Source organism: Vibrio sp. 1-1(7) (assembly GCF_013048485.1).
Taxonomy (GTDB): domain Bacteria; phylum Pseudomonadota; class Gammaproteobacteria; order Enterobacterales; family Vibrionaceae; genus Vibrio; species Vibrio fujianensis.
On the sequence record NZ_VHSP01000001.1, the window covers coordinates 1,368,920 to 1,383,762 of the forward strand.

The window sequence follows — 14,843 nt, forward strand, 5'->3', positions numbered from 1 at the left end:
TCTTGTTATTGAGCATGATGTCATTTCCAACATTTGCCACCGAAGGTGGGGTGACTTTTCTATCGGTGAGTGATGGCCAAACACAGCAAGAATACAGTGTCAAATTACAGATCCTGTTATTAATGACGGCATTAAGCTTCTTGCCTGCTTTTGTTTTAATGGCTACAAGCTTTACCCGGATTATCGTTGTATTAGCCATTCTCAGGCAGGCTTTAGGTTTGCAGCAAAGCCCGCCGAACCGAGTGCTTGTCGGTATCGCACTCTCACTGAGTATTTTGATCATGAGACCGGTTTGGTCTGACATCTACGAGAATGCTTTTCAACCTTATGATGATGGCGAAATAACGCTCGTTCAAGCATTTGCGATAGCTGAGCAGCCGGTTAGAAATTTTATGCTTGCTCAAACGCATCAAAGCGCTCTAGAACAAATGCTGCGCATTGCTAATGAACCCATAAACCAAAAGGTGGAAGATATTTCCTTTGCTGTTGTACTTCCTGCCTTTGTGATTAGCGAATTAAAAACCGCTTTTCAGATCGGTTTTATGCTGTTTATTCCTTTCCTTGTGATTGATTTGGTCGTTGCCAGTGTACTCATGGCGATGGGGATGATGATGCTATCGCCGCTGATCGTCTCGTTGCCTTTCAAATTGATGGTGTTCGTTTTAGTTGATGGGTGGGCGATGACGGTTGGCACCTTATCTGCCAGTTTTGGCTAACAAGGAGAAATCGCTCATGACACCAGAAATGACCGTGACCTTATTTACAGATGCAGTCTGGATGATCATATTGATCGTGGCGGTTTTAGTGGTTCCCGGCCTTATTTTGGGGTTAGGCATCGCGGTATTTCAAGCCGCCACGCAAATTAACGAACAAACATTAAGCTTTCTTCCTAAGCTCTTAGTCACGCTGCTTATGGTTATTTTTGCTGGGCACTGGATGCTGCGCAACATTATGGAACTGTTTGATTACTTATTCCATAACATTCCGGGGATGATCGGTTAATGGCCTTCACCTTTACTGAACTTTCTGCGCTGCTTGGTCAATTATGGTGGCCTTTTTTTCGTATTGGTGCTGTCTTTATCTCAATGCCTTTTTTAGGCGATGCGCTGATCCCCGTTTGGGTACGGAGCTTATTGGCATTATCGATTGTCGTGATTTCAGCCCCTCTCATGCCAGCGATGCCTGAAGTGGAGTTATTCTCTCTCACCTCTTTATTTTTAGCTTTTGAACAAGCCATCTGGGGCATGATGTTTGGTTTAATTCTCCACCTGCTTTTCACTATTTTCACCATGCTAGGCCAAATTGTTTCATTGCAAATGGGGCTAGGCATGGCAATGATGAATGACCCTGTCAATGGGCTCTCTGTCGCTATTTTAGGCCGCGTTTTCTTACTATTTTCTACCTTGCTATTTTTAGCCTTAGAGGGGCATTTGCTCGTTATTGATATTTTAATTCAAAGCTTTGTGGTCTGGCCGGTCGGCTCTGGTCTCTCTCTCCTGTCTATACAAGGAGTGATCAATATTTTTGGGTGGATGTTTACGTCAGCGCTCGCCCTTGCATTACCGGCGATCGTATCGATGTTACTTGCCAATCTCAGCTTTGGTGTGATGAACCGTGCCGCGCCAGCATTAAATATATACGCACTGGGGTTTCCAATGACGATGCTGCTGGGCTTATTTAGTGTACTGATTTCCATCTCAGGTGTACCAAGCCGTTATACCATCTTAGTTCACGATGCGTTGCAGTATTTGCATCGCTTTATGATGGGGGGAGTATGAGCGATCAATCGTCACAGGATAAAACCGAAAAAGCCTCCCCGCAAAAAATAAAAAAGGCAAGACAGGAGGGGCAAATTCCACGCGCAAAAGAATTGACAACCGCGGTCATTTTCTTAGCCGTTACCCTCTACTTTTATGCGCAATTTCCGCAAATTTGCCAACGTATCATCGGCATATTTCGTTACAACATGACATTGACCAAAGACGATCTGGCCTCGCCAAATCAAATGATCGAACAATTGGGCCAAACTCTCGCCATACTGATTGAACTGCTACTCCCCATGTTTGTGGTCATTATTGTGGTCAGCATCGCTAGTACATTGTTACTGGGAGGCTGGCTATTTCGTCCTGCCAATGTGCTCCCCAAGTTAAGCAAACTCAACCCACTTTCCGGGCTAAAACGCATGTTTTCAACTCGCTCTTTGGTTGAGCTAATAAAATCCACCCTCAAGGTCAGTGTGATTTTTGCCATGTTGTATGGTTATTTAGATAATCACCTCCAACCCTTGTTAGGTATGCAAAATTTACCACTCAACCAAGGCGTGACAATAATCATGTCTATTTTATTTGATGGCCTGCTCTTGATGGGATTTGCTTTGTTGATCTTTGGTGTGATTGATGTCCCTTACCAACGATGGGAACACTTAAAACAGCTAAAAATGACAAAGCAAGAGCTAAAAGAAGAGTTTAAGAATAACGAAGGTCGCCCCGAGATCAAACAGCGCATTCGTCAGATACAACAGCAATTTGCACGCCGTAAAATCGAAAAAATGGTTCCCACTGCCGATGTCATCATCACTAACCCAACTCACTACGCGGTGGCATTAAAGTACGACACTAACCTAGCTGAAGCGCCATTTGTGGTGGCAAAGGGAGTAGATGAAACCGCCCTTCACATTCAAAGAATTGCCCGAGAAAATCATGTGGAAATTATTCATGCTCCACCGTTGACTCGATCCATTTATCATACAACCGCCATCGAACAAGCGATTCCAAGTCAACTTTATATTGCTGTCGCTCATATTCTGACCTACGTATTGCAATTAAAGGCTTTTCGCAAAGGCGCGGGTAAAAAACCCCATCCATTACCCATTTTCTCGATACCTAAACACCTGCAACACTGATTAACCCGTGTTTACCCAAGGATACCTGAGCATGCTTAACCGGTTACAACAGATCCAAACTTCCACAAAAGGCTACATCGGCATACCCATTGTATTGTTGATGGTATTAGCGATGGTCATCTTGCCACTGCCACCATTATTGCTGGATGCTCTCTTTACCTTCAATATTGTTCTCGCCATTTTGGTTTTGCTCGTCAGTACAACCGCAAAGAGACCTCTTGATTTCTCTATCTTTCCAACCCTGTTGCTGGTTGCAACACTCTTACGACTGACATTGAACGTTGCATCAACTCGGATTGTATTACTTGAAGGGCACAACGGTGGAGACGCAGCCGGTAAAGTCATTCAAGCTTTCGGTGAGGTGGTTATTGGTGGTAACTATGTCGTGGGTATGGTGGTTTTTGTTATTTTGATGATCATTAACTTCGTTGTGATCACAAAAGGCGGCGAACGTATCTCCGAGGTATCTGCCCGCTTTACTCTCGATGCTCTGCCCGGAAAACAGATGGCGATTGATGCCGATTTAAACGCTGGATTAATTGATCAAGAAACCGCGAAATCAAGGCGCAAAGAAGTAGCAAACGAGGCCGACTTTCATGGTTCAATGGACGGTGCTTCTAAGTTTGTTCGGGGAGATGCCGTTGCTGGCCTACTGATCTTATTTATCAATATTATCGGAGGTATCAGCATTGGTGTGTTTGAACATGGCCTTTCTGCCTCTGAAGCATTTAAAACCTATGCCCTACTCACCATTGGTGATGGTCTGGTTGCACAAATTCCGTCACTACTGCTAGCAACCGCTGCTGCCATCATCGTTACCCGAATTAATGACACTGACAACGGTATGTCAGAAACCATGCACAAACAATTATTGGCAACCCCAGCCACGTTGTTTACTGTTGCTGGCATTATGGTCATCATCGGTAGTGTGCCCGGTATGCCGCATGTCGCATTTTTTACCTTTTCAGCCGTGCTTGGATTTGCTGGCTGGCGGCAAATGAAAAAACCAGTCCAAGACCATCAAATGGGGCAAATAGAAGCCATATCCCAAGCGATGCACGAGGAAGAAAGCCAACTGACTTGGGACGACATTCCTCATATACACACCCTCGCGCTATCACTTGGTTATCGTCTCGTACACCTAGTCAATAAAGAACAAGGGGCTCCACTGACTCAACGCATTCGGGGTGTAAGACGCAATCTATCGGAACAAGTTGGTTTTTTACTTCCTGAAGTACGAATCCGAGACAACTTGGCATTAAAACCCAATCAATACACCATTGCCTTAAATGGCGAAGTCATTGAGGAGGGCTTTATCGAACCAGATAGGCTCATGGCGATTGCCGTCGGTGAAACCTATGGTGAAATTGACGGTATATTGGGCAGTGATCCCGCCTATCAGTTACCTGCTATTTGGATTGTGCATAACGATAAAGCAAAAGCGCTAAATATGGGTTACCAAGTTGTTGACGACTCGACCGTTATTGCAACCCACATTAGTAAAGTGATGAAAACTAACCTTGCCGATCTTTTCACTCACGATGATGTTGAAGCAATGAACCACCGTTTAATGGCTCAAGCCCCTAAACTAGCGGAAGCGCTCAGCGCAGCCTTAACCCCTGCTCAGCAATTAAAAGTATACCGCCAGCTGTTGCTCGACCAAGTACCACTGAAAGACATCCGTAGTATTGCCAATACCATGTTAGAGTGCTCAGAAAATACCAAAGATCCTATCTTGCTCGCTTCCGACGTTCGCTGCACGTTACGTCGAACGTTAGTCAACTTAATCGCCGGAAAAAAAGACCAAATCAGTGTTTATGCACTTTCCGATGAGTTAGAACAAATCCTGCTCACTTCACTACAGCAAGCACAACAAAATGGGCCGACAATGCTCGATAGTTTCCCGATTGAACCGAATATCTTAAGGCAATTTCAACAGAACTTACCTTTGATCAAGCAACAGTTAAAACAACAAGGACTGACGCCAATTTTATTAGTTATGCCGCAATTACGTCCCTTACTGGCTCGATACGCACGTACTTTCACGCAAGGTCTAGCCGTTTTATCCTATAATGAAATTCCTGAAAATAAACAAATCAATGTGGTAGGAAATCTTGGCTAATCTCACTTCAGCACAAGCAATCTATTTGCATTTATGCAAATTAATGAAGCAAAACATCACCACTGATGACGATAAAATTGTGTATGACGCTTTTATTAATCAGGATATTCGACACGCTTGCCAAGCAATCCGGCAAGCGCATTCGGGGGAAGTTGAATTTCAACACCTCACACTACGTTTTGGCTACTCTGGTGAACAAAGTGTTTACCACTTTGATTTATCAGAAACCATGGTGTTATGTTTAGATCTCTACAGCCTTTATTTAGCCATTCGTCAGGCACAGTTTCAAATGGAAACCTTTCACCCCGATCTGATCAGTAACGTAGTGGTTCCTATTCGGATAAGTGCACTATTATGGGAAAGTGGCACACGCTATCTCAATCAGGCTATCGAACATCACGCCAAAGCCTTCAAGCATATTATCCCGTCAATACAATTAGATAGCACTGCGTATCATAGCGATCATTGCGCTGAACTTATCGAAAAACTACGCGAAAATGCTTTTTTACTCTGGATAGAAGTCTCCACCAATCAACCTGACTTAGACCGCATTCATGCCTTTAAACCAGACATGATCAAATTAGTCGTCAATTTAGAAGACAAAACACACAGAGAAGCGTTTTTACCGATTGCGCGATTCTTAAGAAAATATCGTTACACATGGGTAGCAAGCCGAGTCGCCAATCAAAATGAACTCAACCACTATCGACTCTTAGGAGCCAGTTATTACTTTGGCTATTTCAGTGATATACCATCATCCGTCTCATTTAAAGCTCCAACATTGGAATAAACGTCACTAAAACCAAGCAAAATTGGATAAATAAAAAAATTTCTTCATTTTTAATTAATCTTCTTGGCCAATCATCCGCCTCTAGTCAATAGCTAGGGAATTTCCCGAAGCCTGAAAAAATAATTAAGAACCCAAGGAGACTTAAGATGGCTTTATCGATGCACACTAACTACGCTTCACTTGTTACTCAGAACACACTAAACAACACAAGTGGTCTTTTAAATACCGCCATGGAGCGTTTGAGCACCGGTTTTCGTGTCAATTCAGCTGCTGATGACGCCGCTGGTCTACAAATCGCCAACCGCCTTGAAGCTCAGTCTCGTGGCATGAATGTTGCGATGCGTAATGCACAAGATGGCATCTCTATGATGCAAACGGCAGAAGGTGCGATGGATGAAATGACCAACATCGTTTACCGCATGAACGATTTGGCGACCCAATCACTCAACGGCTCAAACAGTACTGCTGACCGCACTGCGATGGACACTGAATTTAAACAGCTAACCGCTGAGCTTAATAACATCATGAGCAACACCTCTTTTGGTGGCCAAAAACTCCTAGCGACAGACGGAGCCTTCGAAGCTGGTGCGGTGAGCTTTCAAATTGGAGCCTCTTCTGCTGAAAAACTGGATGTCGATGCCTCAGCAAGCGTTAAAAAAGTTGCAGCCACACTTGCAGATGCCGCTATTACCGATGGTATTGATGATGCAACGAAAGCCAAAGCCGCACTGGATAAAATCAGTGGCGCAGCAGGTCTAATTGAAGATATCGGTGCAAGTCGTGCTCAATTTGGTGCCAACATTAACCGCCTAGAGCACACGATGACTAACCTTGGCAACATGGTTGAGAACACCACAGCAGCTAAAGGTCGTATCATCGATGCAGACTTCGCGGTTGAATCATCGAACATGACGAAGAACCAAATGTTGATGCAAGCGGGCACCACCGTATTGTCTCAAACCAACCAACTACCAGGTATGGCGATGTCTCTACTTCGTTAATGCGAAGCTGTCATTCTGTATCCCAAAACCTCCCATCGGGAGGTTTTTTAATCACATCAACCCAAAAGAAAAAATAACCCGACTATAGCGCAAGTTATCGGAAGTGCGGAACATCACAAGAGGAATTCATACTTCCGCAAACAGACACAAATAACATTAACGCTTTGATTTTATATGAATAAATATTAGGCACACATTTTGCGTTAACAATTAATCTCAGTAATAAGTCTCGACATTATTGTTCGATTTGCATGACCAAAATATAGATGAGATAAGGAATGACCTCATGAGTTCAATCGATCCAATTTCAATGGCCACGCAATTGGCCACTTACGATGTACAAGCATTTCAGCAACGTTATAAAAACCAGTCAGACCGCTATCAAACGCAACTGACAGCACTGGGAAAAGTAGAAAGTGCATTGCGAGAATTTCGCACCGCGGTTAATGAAATGAATAACAGTACCAGTGGCATCGTAAAAAATTCAGCGACCCTGTCTCAAGAAGGCTTCTTTAGTAGTAACGCCAATGCCAATGCTCTTCCTGGCCACTACCAAGTTTTTATTGAACAAGTAGCCAGCGCTCATCAACTCGCAACAGACATGCCTGATGATTTACAGGCGACAAGCTTAATTCCAGCCACAGGAACATTGGATTTTACAATTGATGGCAAAACTATGAATGTCGAACTGGCTAGCGTCGATCGTGATGGTGATGGCCAAGCAACGATGGCTGAACTGGTCACTACCATCAATAACCATGATGATAACCCAGGAGTGAACGCTACCTTAGTCCGCTCTAACGGGCAAACTCATTTCATGTTATCGAGTACTAAAACCGGGGTAACCAATAGCATTAATGTCAGTGCCAGTGGCACAGGACAAACTTGGTTTGAAGACGCTTTCCTCAATACAACGGAAATCAGCGCACCTCAGGATGCGGTGATTTGGTTAGGCACACAAAATACAGGGCTAAAGCTCACGAACGCAAGTAATCAATTCGAAGGCGTCATTGATGGCGTCGATATGACCGTCACTAAGGCGCAAAGCGCTGGTGAGTCGCCTATTAGCTTAGAGGTTGGCCCAGATAATGACGGGACAAAAGAACAGGTCGATAAATTTATTGAAACCTACAATAACTTAGTCTCTACACTCGATGAGTATGGCCGAATCGGTGGAGAGAATAAACAACGTGGTGCCTTAGCAAATGATCCAACGCTACGTTCAATTCAAAGCCAATTAACTGCCATTACTCGAAATGAATTCAATGGCATGCGTCTCAGTGATGTGGGCATCACCTCAAGTCGAGATGGCAAACTTTCCGTCAACAATGAGCGTTTCAAAGAAGCACAAAAAAACAACAGTGCCGGAATTGAAGCCATGTTTAATGGCAAGGATGCGCTGTTAGATCGTCTCGATAACATGGCCGAACCATTTTTAAAATTTTCATCGGGACTATTTAGCTCCCGTAAAGAAGCGCTACGTTCAAGTATGGATCGAATTGCCGACAAACAAACCACCCTAGAACGGAAATACGATACTTCTTATAAACGCTATCTAAAACAATTTACCCAAATGAACACTTTAATGACTCAAATGAACCAGACCATGTCGATGTTTGGTCAAACCCATTAGGAGAGCTATTTATGCTACTGGATTCAGGCTACGATTCATACCAACAAGTCGACCTTGATGCACAAGCCGCTGCTGCGACCCCGCATCAATTAGTCGTTATGCTGATTGATGGCTTATTGGATGAATTAGAACGTGTACGTGGCCACCTCACCGCTGGTCGTTTGGCCGAAAAAGGGATTGGTATCAACAAATGCATGAATATTCTTATTGGATTAACCAGCGCATTAGATGAAGAAAATGGCGGAGAAATCGCACAAAACCTTCACCAACTTTATGATTTTTGTCAGGTTGAGCTTTATACCGCCAGTGTACAAAATGAGGCTGCGCGACTCAGCAATGTAGAACATGTCATGCGTAATATTCGAGAAGGCTGGGTCAACTTTGGCAAACAAGCATAACCTTCTATCAAGCTACCTGCTTCAGTTAGCCCAACGAATCGACGCCGCACAAAAAGCCTCAGATTGGGAGGCTTTACATCATTATGATGCCAAAGTCAGGACGCTGCTTTCAACCCAACGATCAGCGCTTAGTGATCCTGAACTCGGTGCAGAATGGCAACGATTAAAAGCCGCACATATGGCTGCATTTACTGCGCTAAACGTCGCCACTAAACAGTTAAAACAAGACATGCTTATGCTTGATGCGCAACAAGAACGAGCCATGGCTTATCAACTCTCAATGCCAATGGAGATAATCGAATGATCGCTATTTCATCGCCCAGTTCTGCCGTTTCTTCGCAAGATTTGGACACTCCTAAAATTGGCAAAAATACCAGTGAACCGTCGCTATCGGGCTCTATGCCCGCCTTTGGACAATATCTACGCCAATCCAATACAGGGTCAAGCACGGATGAGCTAAAGTTTGAGGATAGCCAATATCAAATCGCTATCGATGATCTCCACCTCACCGATGCTACACAGCTCCCAGAAGCTCCATTTGCACAATCGATCCCTCTTCCAACATTGAGTACTGGTGGTGCCTTACCAACGCAAGAAATCCCTGAGCAAGGTTATTCCTCATTTTGGCAAAGGATCGCCCATGATCCGCTCAATACGCATGAAAACGCATCAACACGCTTACCCCCCATGATGGCTTCGCTAAGCACGGAAACTAAATTTACGCCCTTGGTACCGATGGAAGCGACACAACCACTATCACCAGAATTATGGTCAGCCCAAACCAGCCACATCATAAAATCAGTTCAAACGGAAAATCAGAGCTCTTTGAGTGCGATGGGAAATTTACCTTCCCCACTTATCGCGCCCATGGTCAATCATGCAGGCCCAGCCATAGACACACCAGTGACACCATTGCCAGCCTCTGGCTCACAATGGGCATCCATACAGATCGATACCCAAGCTGGAAAGTGGGGAGAGCAAATGCTGCAAGTACTCCATGACCGAGTCACATTGCAAGCTCAACAACATATGCAAGAAGCAAAAATCCGCCTTGATCCACCCGAGCTAGGAAAACTGGAACTATTGGTGCGTGTTGACGGCGATAAACTCAATGTTCAGATCAACGCCAATAGCACAGCAACACGCGAGGCATTAACTCAAATATCTGAACGTTTACGTGCTGAGCTGCAACAACAAAACTTCGTCCATGTCGAGGTCAATATAGGGACAGGACAAGGCGGTGGTCAACCAAACCACTATCCATCGCAAAAAGAGGAAAATACCCCTATTTTTGCCGCGAGAGTGTCCGCTAACGAAGCACATTCCGCAATGGATACAAATTCAGAACACTGGCTCAATACTCAAGCCTAATTCGTTATCGAGGATAAGATGATGACCAAACCACAAATGTTCGCCATGATTTTCGCTATGCTCATCACCAGTGCTCTCGTTTCTGTCGGCACCGTTGTTGGTGGTGTTTGGTACTTAAAACACACTGGAGAAGAAAACATTATCCAGAGCCTAATTGGAAACGCCCCACTACCGTTTGCAGGCGGAAAGGAACAAGAGGCTAAAGAGCGAACCTTCCACTCTCTCGACCGAGTCGTGCTCACCGTTAAAGGTAAAAAACAACAAACACATTTTGTGATGTTAGAGCTGGCTATTGAAACGCGTAGACCTGAGCAGATTAAAGAAATTGATAACTATATGCCTATCATTCAGAACTCATTGCTCAAGCTGTTTAGTCATAAAACATTTGACGAACTGCAACAAGCCGGAACGATCGAAACCCTACAAAAAGAAGTTAAAGAAACGTTACTGAAAGCATTTTCAGGAACCCCCATCATCTCAGCAATTGATGATGTTTTATTAACCAAATATGTCGTGCAATAACGGAGTTCATTTATGCTAGATCTGAACTTTCAAGACGAATATGTAACGACAGAACAGATCCCAACATCGAATCACAAAATCGATGAATACGAGTTACTTCAAAAGCATCAGATCATTGTTAAGCGAATCGTAAACCAACTTCGTGTCCATGCGACGACGCATTGTGGTATCGAAGACATGCAGCAAATCGGTCTAATGGCTTTAATTGAGGCGGGACGACGTTATGGCGATATTCAAGACCCTAATTTCCCAGCCTTTGCCGTATGTCGAATTCGAGGGGCGATTTTAGATGAGCTACGACGACTAGATTGGCGCTCACGAAAAACACGTCAGGAAGCACACGAACTCAATGATGTTACTCGAGATCTGACCCGAACATTGGGCCGACCGCCAACTGATGCAGAAATAATTAAAGCGCTCGGCACTGACGAGCAAGATTATTATGCTCGTCAAAATGCAGCCTTAGCGGGTGAAATGCAAAGCCTTGATCAATTACTCGAAATGAACAGTCATGCTCAATTTGGTGGTGATTATGATGGCATGGAGCATGAACACACTCGTCGTAGTCTTGAGTCCGCCATTCAACAATTGACCAAACGCGACCAACTGATACTGACATTATTCTATCAGCATGAACTTAACTTACATGAAATTGCTTTGGTGCTAAATCTCACCCCACCAAGGATATGTCAACTGCACAAACAAGCACTCAAACAACTTAATCATTACCTGACTTCTTAGGAGTTACTCATGCAAAAAATTTTTGGTGCACTCATCATCCTCATGAGTGTTTTCGGCGGTTATATGTGGGCAGGCGGTAGTATGCTAGCTATTTGGCAACCCGCTGAAATTTTAATTATCGGTGGCGCAGCTATCGGAGCAACCATTGTCGGTAACCCCCCGCAAGTATTAAAAGAAATGCGGCGACAACTGCGCATGATCTTGTCAGCCCCCAAAGATGAACGTGAATATTACATGGAATTGATGGCACTGTTACAAGTTCTACTTGAAACCATTCGCAGCTCTGGCTTTAAGTCTCTCGACACTCATATTGAAACCCCAGAACAAAGCCCAATTTTTGCGCAATATTCGCGTGTTTCACGTGACTTCAGACTCGTTTCTTTCATTACCGACAATTTACGTTTAATGGCAATGGGACAAATGTCGCCTCATGAATTAGAAGGATTACTAGAACAAGAAATCGAAGCAATTCAAACGGATCTTCTGCTTCCTTCCCGTTCATTGCAAAGAACAGCAGAAGCACTACCGGGCTTTGGTATATTGGCCGCTGTTGGTGGCATTATCATTACAATGCAAGCGATTGATGGCTCAATTGCTCTGATTGGCTATCACGTTGCTGCCGCCCTTGTCGGCACATTTATTGGTATTTTTGGCTGTTACTGTTTTTTAGACCCAACCAGTAATGCGATGGCGCAACGAGTAAAACGCGATATGTCTGCATTTGAGTGTGTGCGAGCAACCTTGGTCGCTTACATTGCCAAAAAGCCGACACTACTTGCCATCGACGCAGGGCGTAAACATATTCAGCTAGACATAAAACCGACCTTCAATCAGATGGAAAAATGGTTAGCTGAACAGGAGGGTTAATGCAAAAACAAGAACATGTGGTCTTTAAACGCGCTAAAAAGCACGGCCATGATGAACATCATGGCGGCGCATGGAAAGTCGCCTTTGCTGATTTTATGATCGCATTAATGGCCTTATTTCTCGTTTTATGGGTATTACAAGTTGTTGATCAAGATGAGCGCAAAGCCATTGTCGCTCACCTTAACAGTTCAAGTTTTTTTGATCAAAGCTATGGTAATCCGTTCGATACCGCACAAAGCATTTCACCGATTGATTTGGCTCAAGATTCGTCAGTATTAAGTCGACACAATTCAAACCATGTCGTAAGTTCATTTTTTCAGGGCAATGCTGACGGGCCTGAGAGCGACTCACTTATACCGGGCTCGTTTGATACCCAAGAGCAATTAGCCTTACTTGCGAAGGTGATTAATGAAATGATGGCTCAAATAAGCGCTCAGGGTAATGTTAATGTCACCATTACACCACAAGGCTTGAGAGTGGTTCTGCAAGATGATTATAAACAGCATATGTTTAGTCGAGGAGGGGCAAAACTAACGCCTTTTTTTGAAGATTTACTCTTGGAATTGGCTCCGGTGTTTCAACGCATCAGCAACCCATTAATCATCAGTGGTCATACCGATGCTACCCCCTTTAGGCATCAGGTAGGTAAGCAGTCTAATTGGGCTCTGTCAGCCAATCGAGCCGACATGGCAAGAAAAACCTTAGTCGCTGGCGGAATGCCTGAGGAACGGGTGATGCAAGTCACGGGTATGTCTGATCGTGCCTTACTCAACCAAGCGGAACCCGACTCAAGTGAAAACCGAAGAGTTGAGCTGTTTGTGCTGACCACGCCCGCCGCCGCGGTGTTAGATACATTTTTTGGCCATCAAGATGACTCTGCGCTACAAAAAGCCAAAGAGAAAGCTGAATTTAACCAACCGGTTCTACGCAAAGAAGTCTCTTCTGATGCGAGCGATAACACTAAAGCTAACCCGTTGAAAGAAATATAAAACATAGGTCACTGTCAACAGTGGCCTATTCTTTTAATATATCTACTCTCTCTTTTTGAGTGCCGCTATGTATTCAGAACCCAATCAACTTGCTAAAAAAGATGGCTTAAAAAAAGTCTTTCTGTGGTTAATCATTTTAGACTATCTTTTGCTTGGGTTCTTTTTAACTCAATTATGGAATTTATCACTCAATAGTGGCACATTGATTAGCCTACTGCTGCTCATTTACAATGTATTGCTCACATTTATCTGTTTTCAAAGAACCAAAAGACAAGATTCCTACATCATTTATCCTATCTTATCGGCGACCTTATTGGCATTTGTCTGTTTTCTGTATTTTTTCTTTTTAGTATAAAAGCACGGTTTAATTTTAAGCAGTGGATCGGGCTCCTGATCACCGTCAGTCGCCGATCGATTGACCATATCATCCACCCAAGTATAAACCCATGATGCGCTATTTAAGTAATGCGACTACGCTATGACGCCGTACATTTGCTTGAGCATTCATGGCTTGGAATGTGCCAGTAAAATGTTCTGATGCGTGAATAAACCCCGCTAACATGTCGTTTACCTGAGCCGTTGAGGCAAGGTTTGTTTGCGTTTGCAAGGACTGCATTTGGGTGTGAAGCTGACTATGAAATAACTTAGCTTGATGCAAACTGGCATGAACACGATTCAAATGCTGATTAATTTTAGATATCGATTGCTTGATTCCCTCACGCGACCCTAAATCAAACATTAATTCTGAGACACCTTCTGGCTCCGCTTTCAAATGAATCGCGTTAGCTTGCCCCGCGGGAAAACGATGCCCTTGGCCCGTTACCAGTACCCGCTGCTGCATTTGATGATAAAGCCCTTCTTGTGCCTCAAATACGATGCTGCCATCGTCACTCAACGATGCTCTCATTCCCATCGGAATCACACTACGGTCAAGCATGCTAACCATCCGCTTACCGTCCGATTGGCCATCAAATTGGATCATCACCGATTGACCTTGTGGAAAGTCTAACCGAACATGCTCTGCCTTTTCATTTAGTCGATGAATATTTAATCCTGGGATTGAAAAGCGACGGATATCAGCGTTATCCAAGTTTAAGTTCAGCTGATTATCGACCACCCTTTTGCCATCAAATTGAGCCTGTTGTAAAGCCTGATGCAGCGTATTCTTGGACTTGATTAACTCATCTTGCTTAGCTGGCCCACTTTGTGGGCCGCCATTTAAAGCTTGGGTTAACAGTCGCTTCATCCCTGTCAGCTCTTTCCCCATCGTTTGCAAGGACTTTGAGGCAATTTGCACAGAAGTTGCTTGCTGTTGACCTTGTGTCAACAAAAAACCAGAAACAGAATAGGCTGAGATAGGAGCAGCCTGAACAGTGGATAAAGGCGGGGTAATCTTACTGTTTAAATTCGCTGAACGAATCGGTGTTATTGGCGGCTGCTCTTGCCCCGCCAATCGAATACCATGCGGCTTAACCTTCACCGTGCTCATTACCATAAAACTTGTTAA

General features: G+C 44.1%; 17 protein-coding genes. 16 read left to right on the forward strand and 1 reads right to left on the reverse strand.

Annotated features, from left to right (window positions below; translation table 11 throughout):
• The first annotated feature begins 14 nt into the window (after positions 1-14).
• From fliP to FKN05_RS06360, 16 genes are all read left to right on the forward strand, one after another.
• On the forward strand, positions 15-716 hold the full coding sequence (gene fliP, locus FKN05_RS06285) for a flagellar type III secretion system pore protein FliP (RefSeq protein ID WP_428767380.1): 702 nt from the start codon (positions 15-17) through the stop codon (positions 714-716).
• A gap of 16 nt (positions 717-732) precedes the next feature.
• Positions 733-1,002 carry a flagellar biosynthesis protein FliQ gene (fliQ, locus tag FKN05_RS06290; protein WP_161428367.1) on the forward strand — a complete coding sequence of 90 codons (270 nt, stop codon included), beginning with the start codon at positions 733-735 and terminating at the stop codon, positions 1,000-1,002.
• Complete coding sequence (gene fliR / locus FKN05_RS06295; protein ID WP_161428366.1) at positions 1,002-1,778, forward strand: flagellar biosynthetic protein FliR; 777 nt, start codon at positions 1,002-1,004, stop codon at positions 1,776-1,778. Before fliQ ends, fliR begins: the two co-directional genes overlap by 1 nt.
• Positions 1,775-2,902 (forward strand): flagellar biosynthesis protein FlhB, encoded by a 1,128-nt coding sequence (gene flhB, locus FKN05_RS06300; RefSeq protein WP_099611943.1) that lies wholly within the window; start codon positions 1,775-1,777, stop codon positions 2,900-2,902. Before fliR ends, flhB begins: the two co-directional genes overlap by 4 nt.
• 31 nt (positions 2,903-2,933) lie before the next feature.
• The gene (gene flhA / locus FKN05_RS06305) at positions 2,934-5,024 is read left to right on the forward strand and encodes a flagellar biosynthesis protein FlhA (RefSeq protein ID WP_170887118.1); all 2,091 of its coding nucleotides are present in this window, start codon (positions 2,934-2,936) and stop codon (positions 5,022-5,024) included.
• The gene (locus tag FKN05_RS06310) at positions 5,017-5,814 is read left to right on the forward strand and encodes an EAL domain-containing protein (RefSeq protein ID WP_161428363.1); all 798 of its coding nucleotides are present in this window, start codon (positions 5,017-5,019) and stop codon (positions 5,812-5,814) included. The genes flhA and FKN05_RS06310 overlap by 8 nt, the downstream gene beginning before the upstream one ends.
• Positions 5,815-5,960: 146 nt before the next feature.
• Positions 5,961-6,815 (forward strand): lateral flagellin LafA, encoded by an 855-nt coding sequence (lafA, locus tag FKN05_RS06315; protein WP_170887119.1) that lies wholly within the window; start codon positions 5,961-5,963, stop codon positions 6,813-6,815.
• Positions 6,816-7,101: 286 nt separating this feature from the next.
• Positions 7,102-8,448, forward strand: a complete 1,347-nt coding sequence (gene fliD / locus FKN05_RS06320) for a flagellar filament capping protein FliD (protein WP_170887120.1) — start codon at positions 7,102-7,104, stop codon at positions 8,446-8,448.
• An 11-nt stretch (positions 8,449-8,459) separates the two neighbouring features.
• Positions 8,460-8,846, forward strand: coding sequence for a flagellar export chaperone FliS (gene fliS / locus FKN05_RS06325; RefSeq protein WP_099611938.1), 387 nt, complete (start codon positions 8,460-8,462; stop codon positions 8,844-8,846).
• The gene (locus FKN05_RS06330; protein WP_099611937.1) at positions 8,830-9,150 is read left to right on the forward strand and encodes a LafD; all 321 of its coding nucleotides are present in this window, start codon (positions 8,830-8,832) and stop codon (positions 9,148-9,150) included. Before fliS ends, FKN05_RS06330 begins: the two co-directional genes overlap by 17 nt.
• Positions 9,147-10,217 carry a flagellar hook-length control protein FliK gene (locus FKN05_RS06335; protein WP_249339272.1) on the forward strand — a complete coding sequence of 357 codons (1,071 nt, stop codon included), beginning with the start codon at positions 9,147-9,149 and terminating at the stop codon, positions 10,215-10,217. The genes FKN05_RS06330 and FKN05_RS06335 overlap by 4 nt, the downstream gene beginning before the upstream one ends.
• A 21-nt stretch (positions 10,218-10,238) precedes the next feature.
• A complete protein-coding gene (locus tag FKN05_RS06340) occupies positions 10,239-10,739 on the forward strand; it encodes a flagellar basal body-associated FliL family protein (protein ID WP_099611936.1) in 501 nt (166 codons plus the stop codon).
• Between the two features lie 12 nt (positions 10,740-10,751).
• Entirely contained in the window at positions 10,752-11,480 is a 729-nt protein-coding gene (locus tag FKN05_RS06345) for a FliA/WhiG family RNA polymerase sigma factor (protein ID WP_161428360.1), read from the forward strand.
• A 9-nt stretch (positions 11,481-11,489) separates the two neighbouring features.
• Positions 11,490-12,347: a flagellar motor stator protein MotA gene (gene motA, locus FKN05_RS06350; protein WP_099611934.1), complete on the forward strand. Its 858-nt coding sequence runs from the start codon at positions 11,490-11,492 to the stop codon at positions 12,345-12,347.
• A complete protein-coding gene (locus tag FKN05_RS06355) occupies positions 12,347-13,336 on the forward strand; it encodes a flagellar motor protein MotB (protein WP_170887121.1) in 990 nt (329 codons plus the stop codon). Before motA ends, FKN05_RS06355 begins: the two co-directional genes overlap by 1 nt.
• Before the next feature lie 67 nt (positions 13,337-13,403).
• Positions 13,404-13,691, forward strand: coding sequence for a hypothetical protein (locus FKN05_RS06360; protein ID WP_099611932.1), 288 nt, complete (start codon positions 13,404-13,406; stop codon positions 13,689-13,691).
• Positions 13,692-13,790: 99 nt separating this feature from the next.
• On the opposite strand, the gene FKN05_RS06365 is transcribed toward FKN05_RS06360, so the two are convergent.
• Positions 13,791-14,831 carry a flagellin gene (locus tag FKN05_RS06365; RefSeq protein WP_170887122.1) on the reverse strand — a complete coding sequence of 347 codons (1,041 nt, stop codon included), beginning with the start codon at positions 14,829-14,831 and terminating at the stop codon, positions 13,791-13,793.
• Positions 14,832-14,843 lie beyond the last annotated feature (12 nt).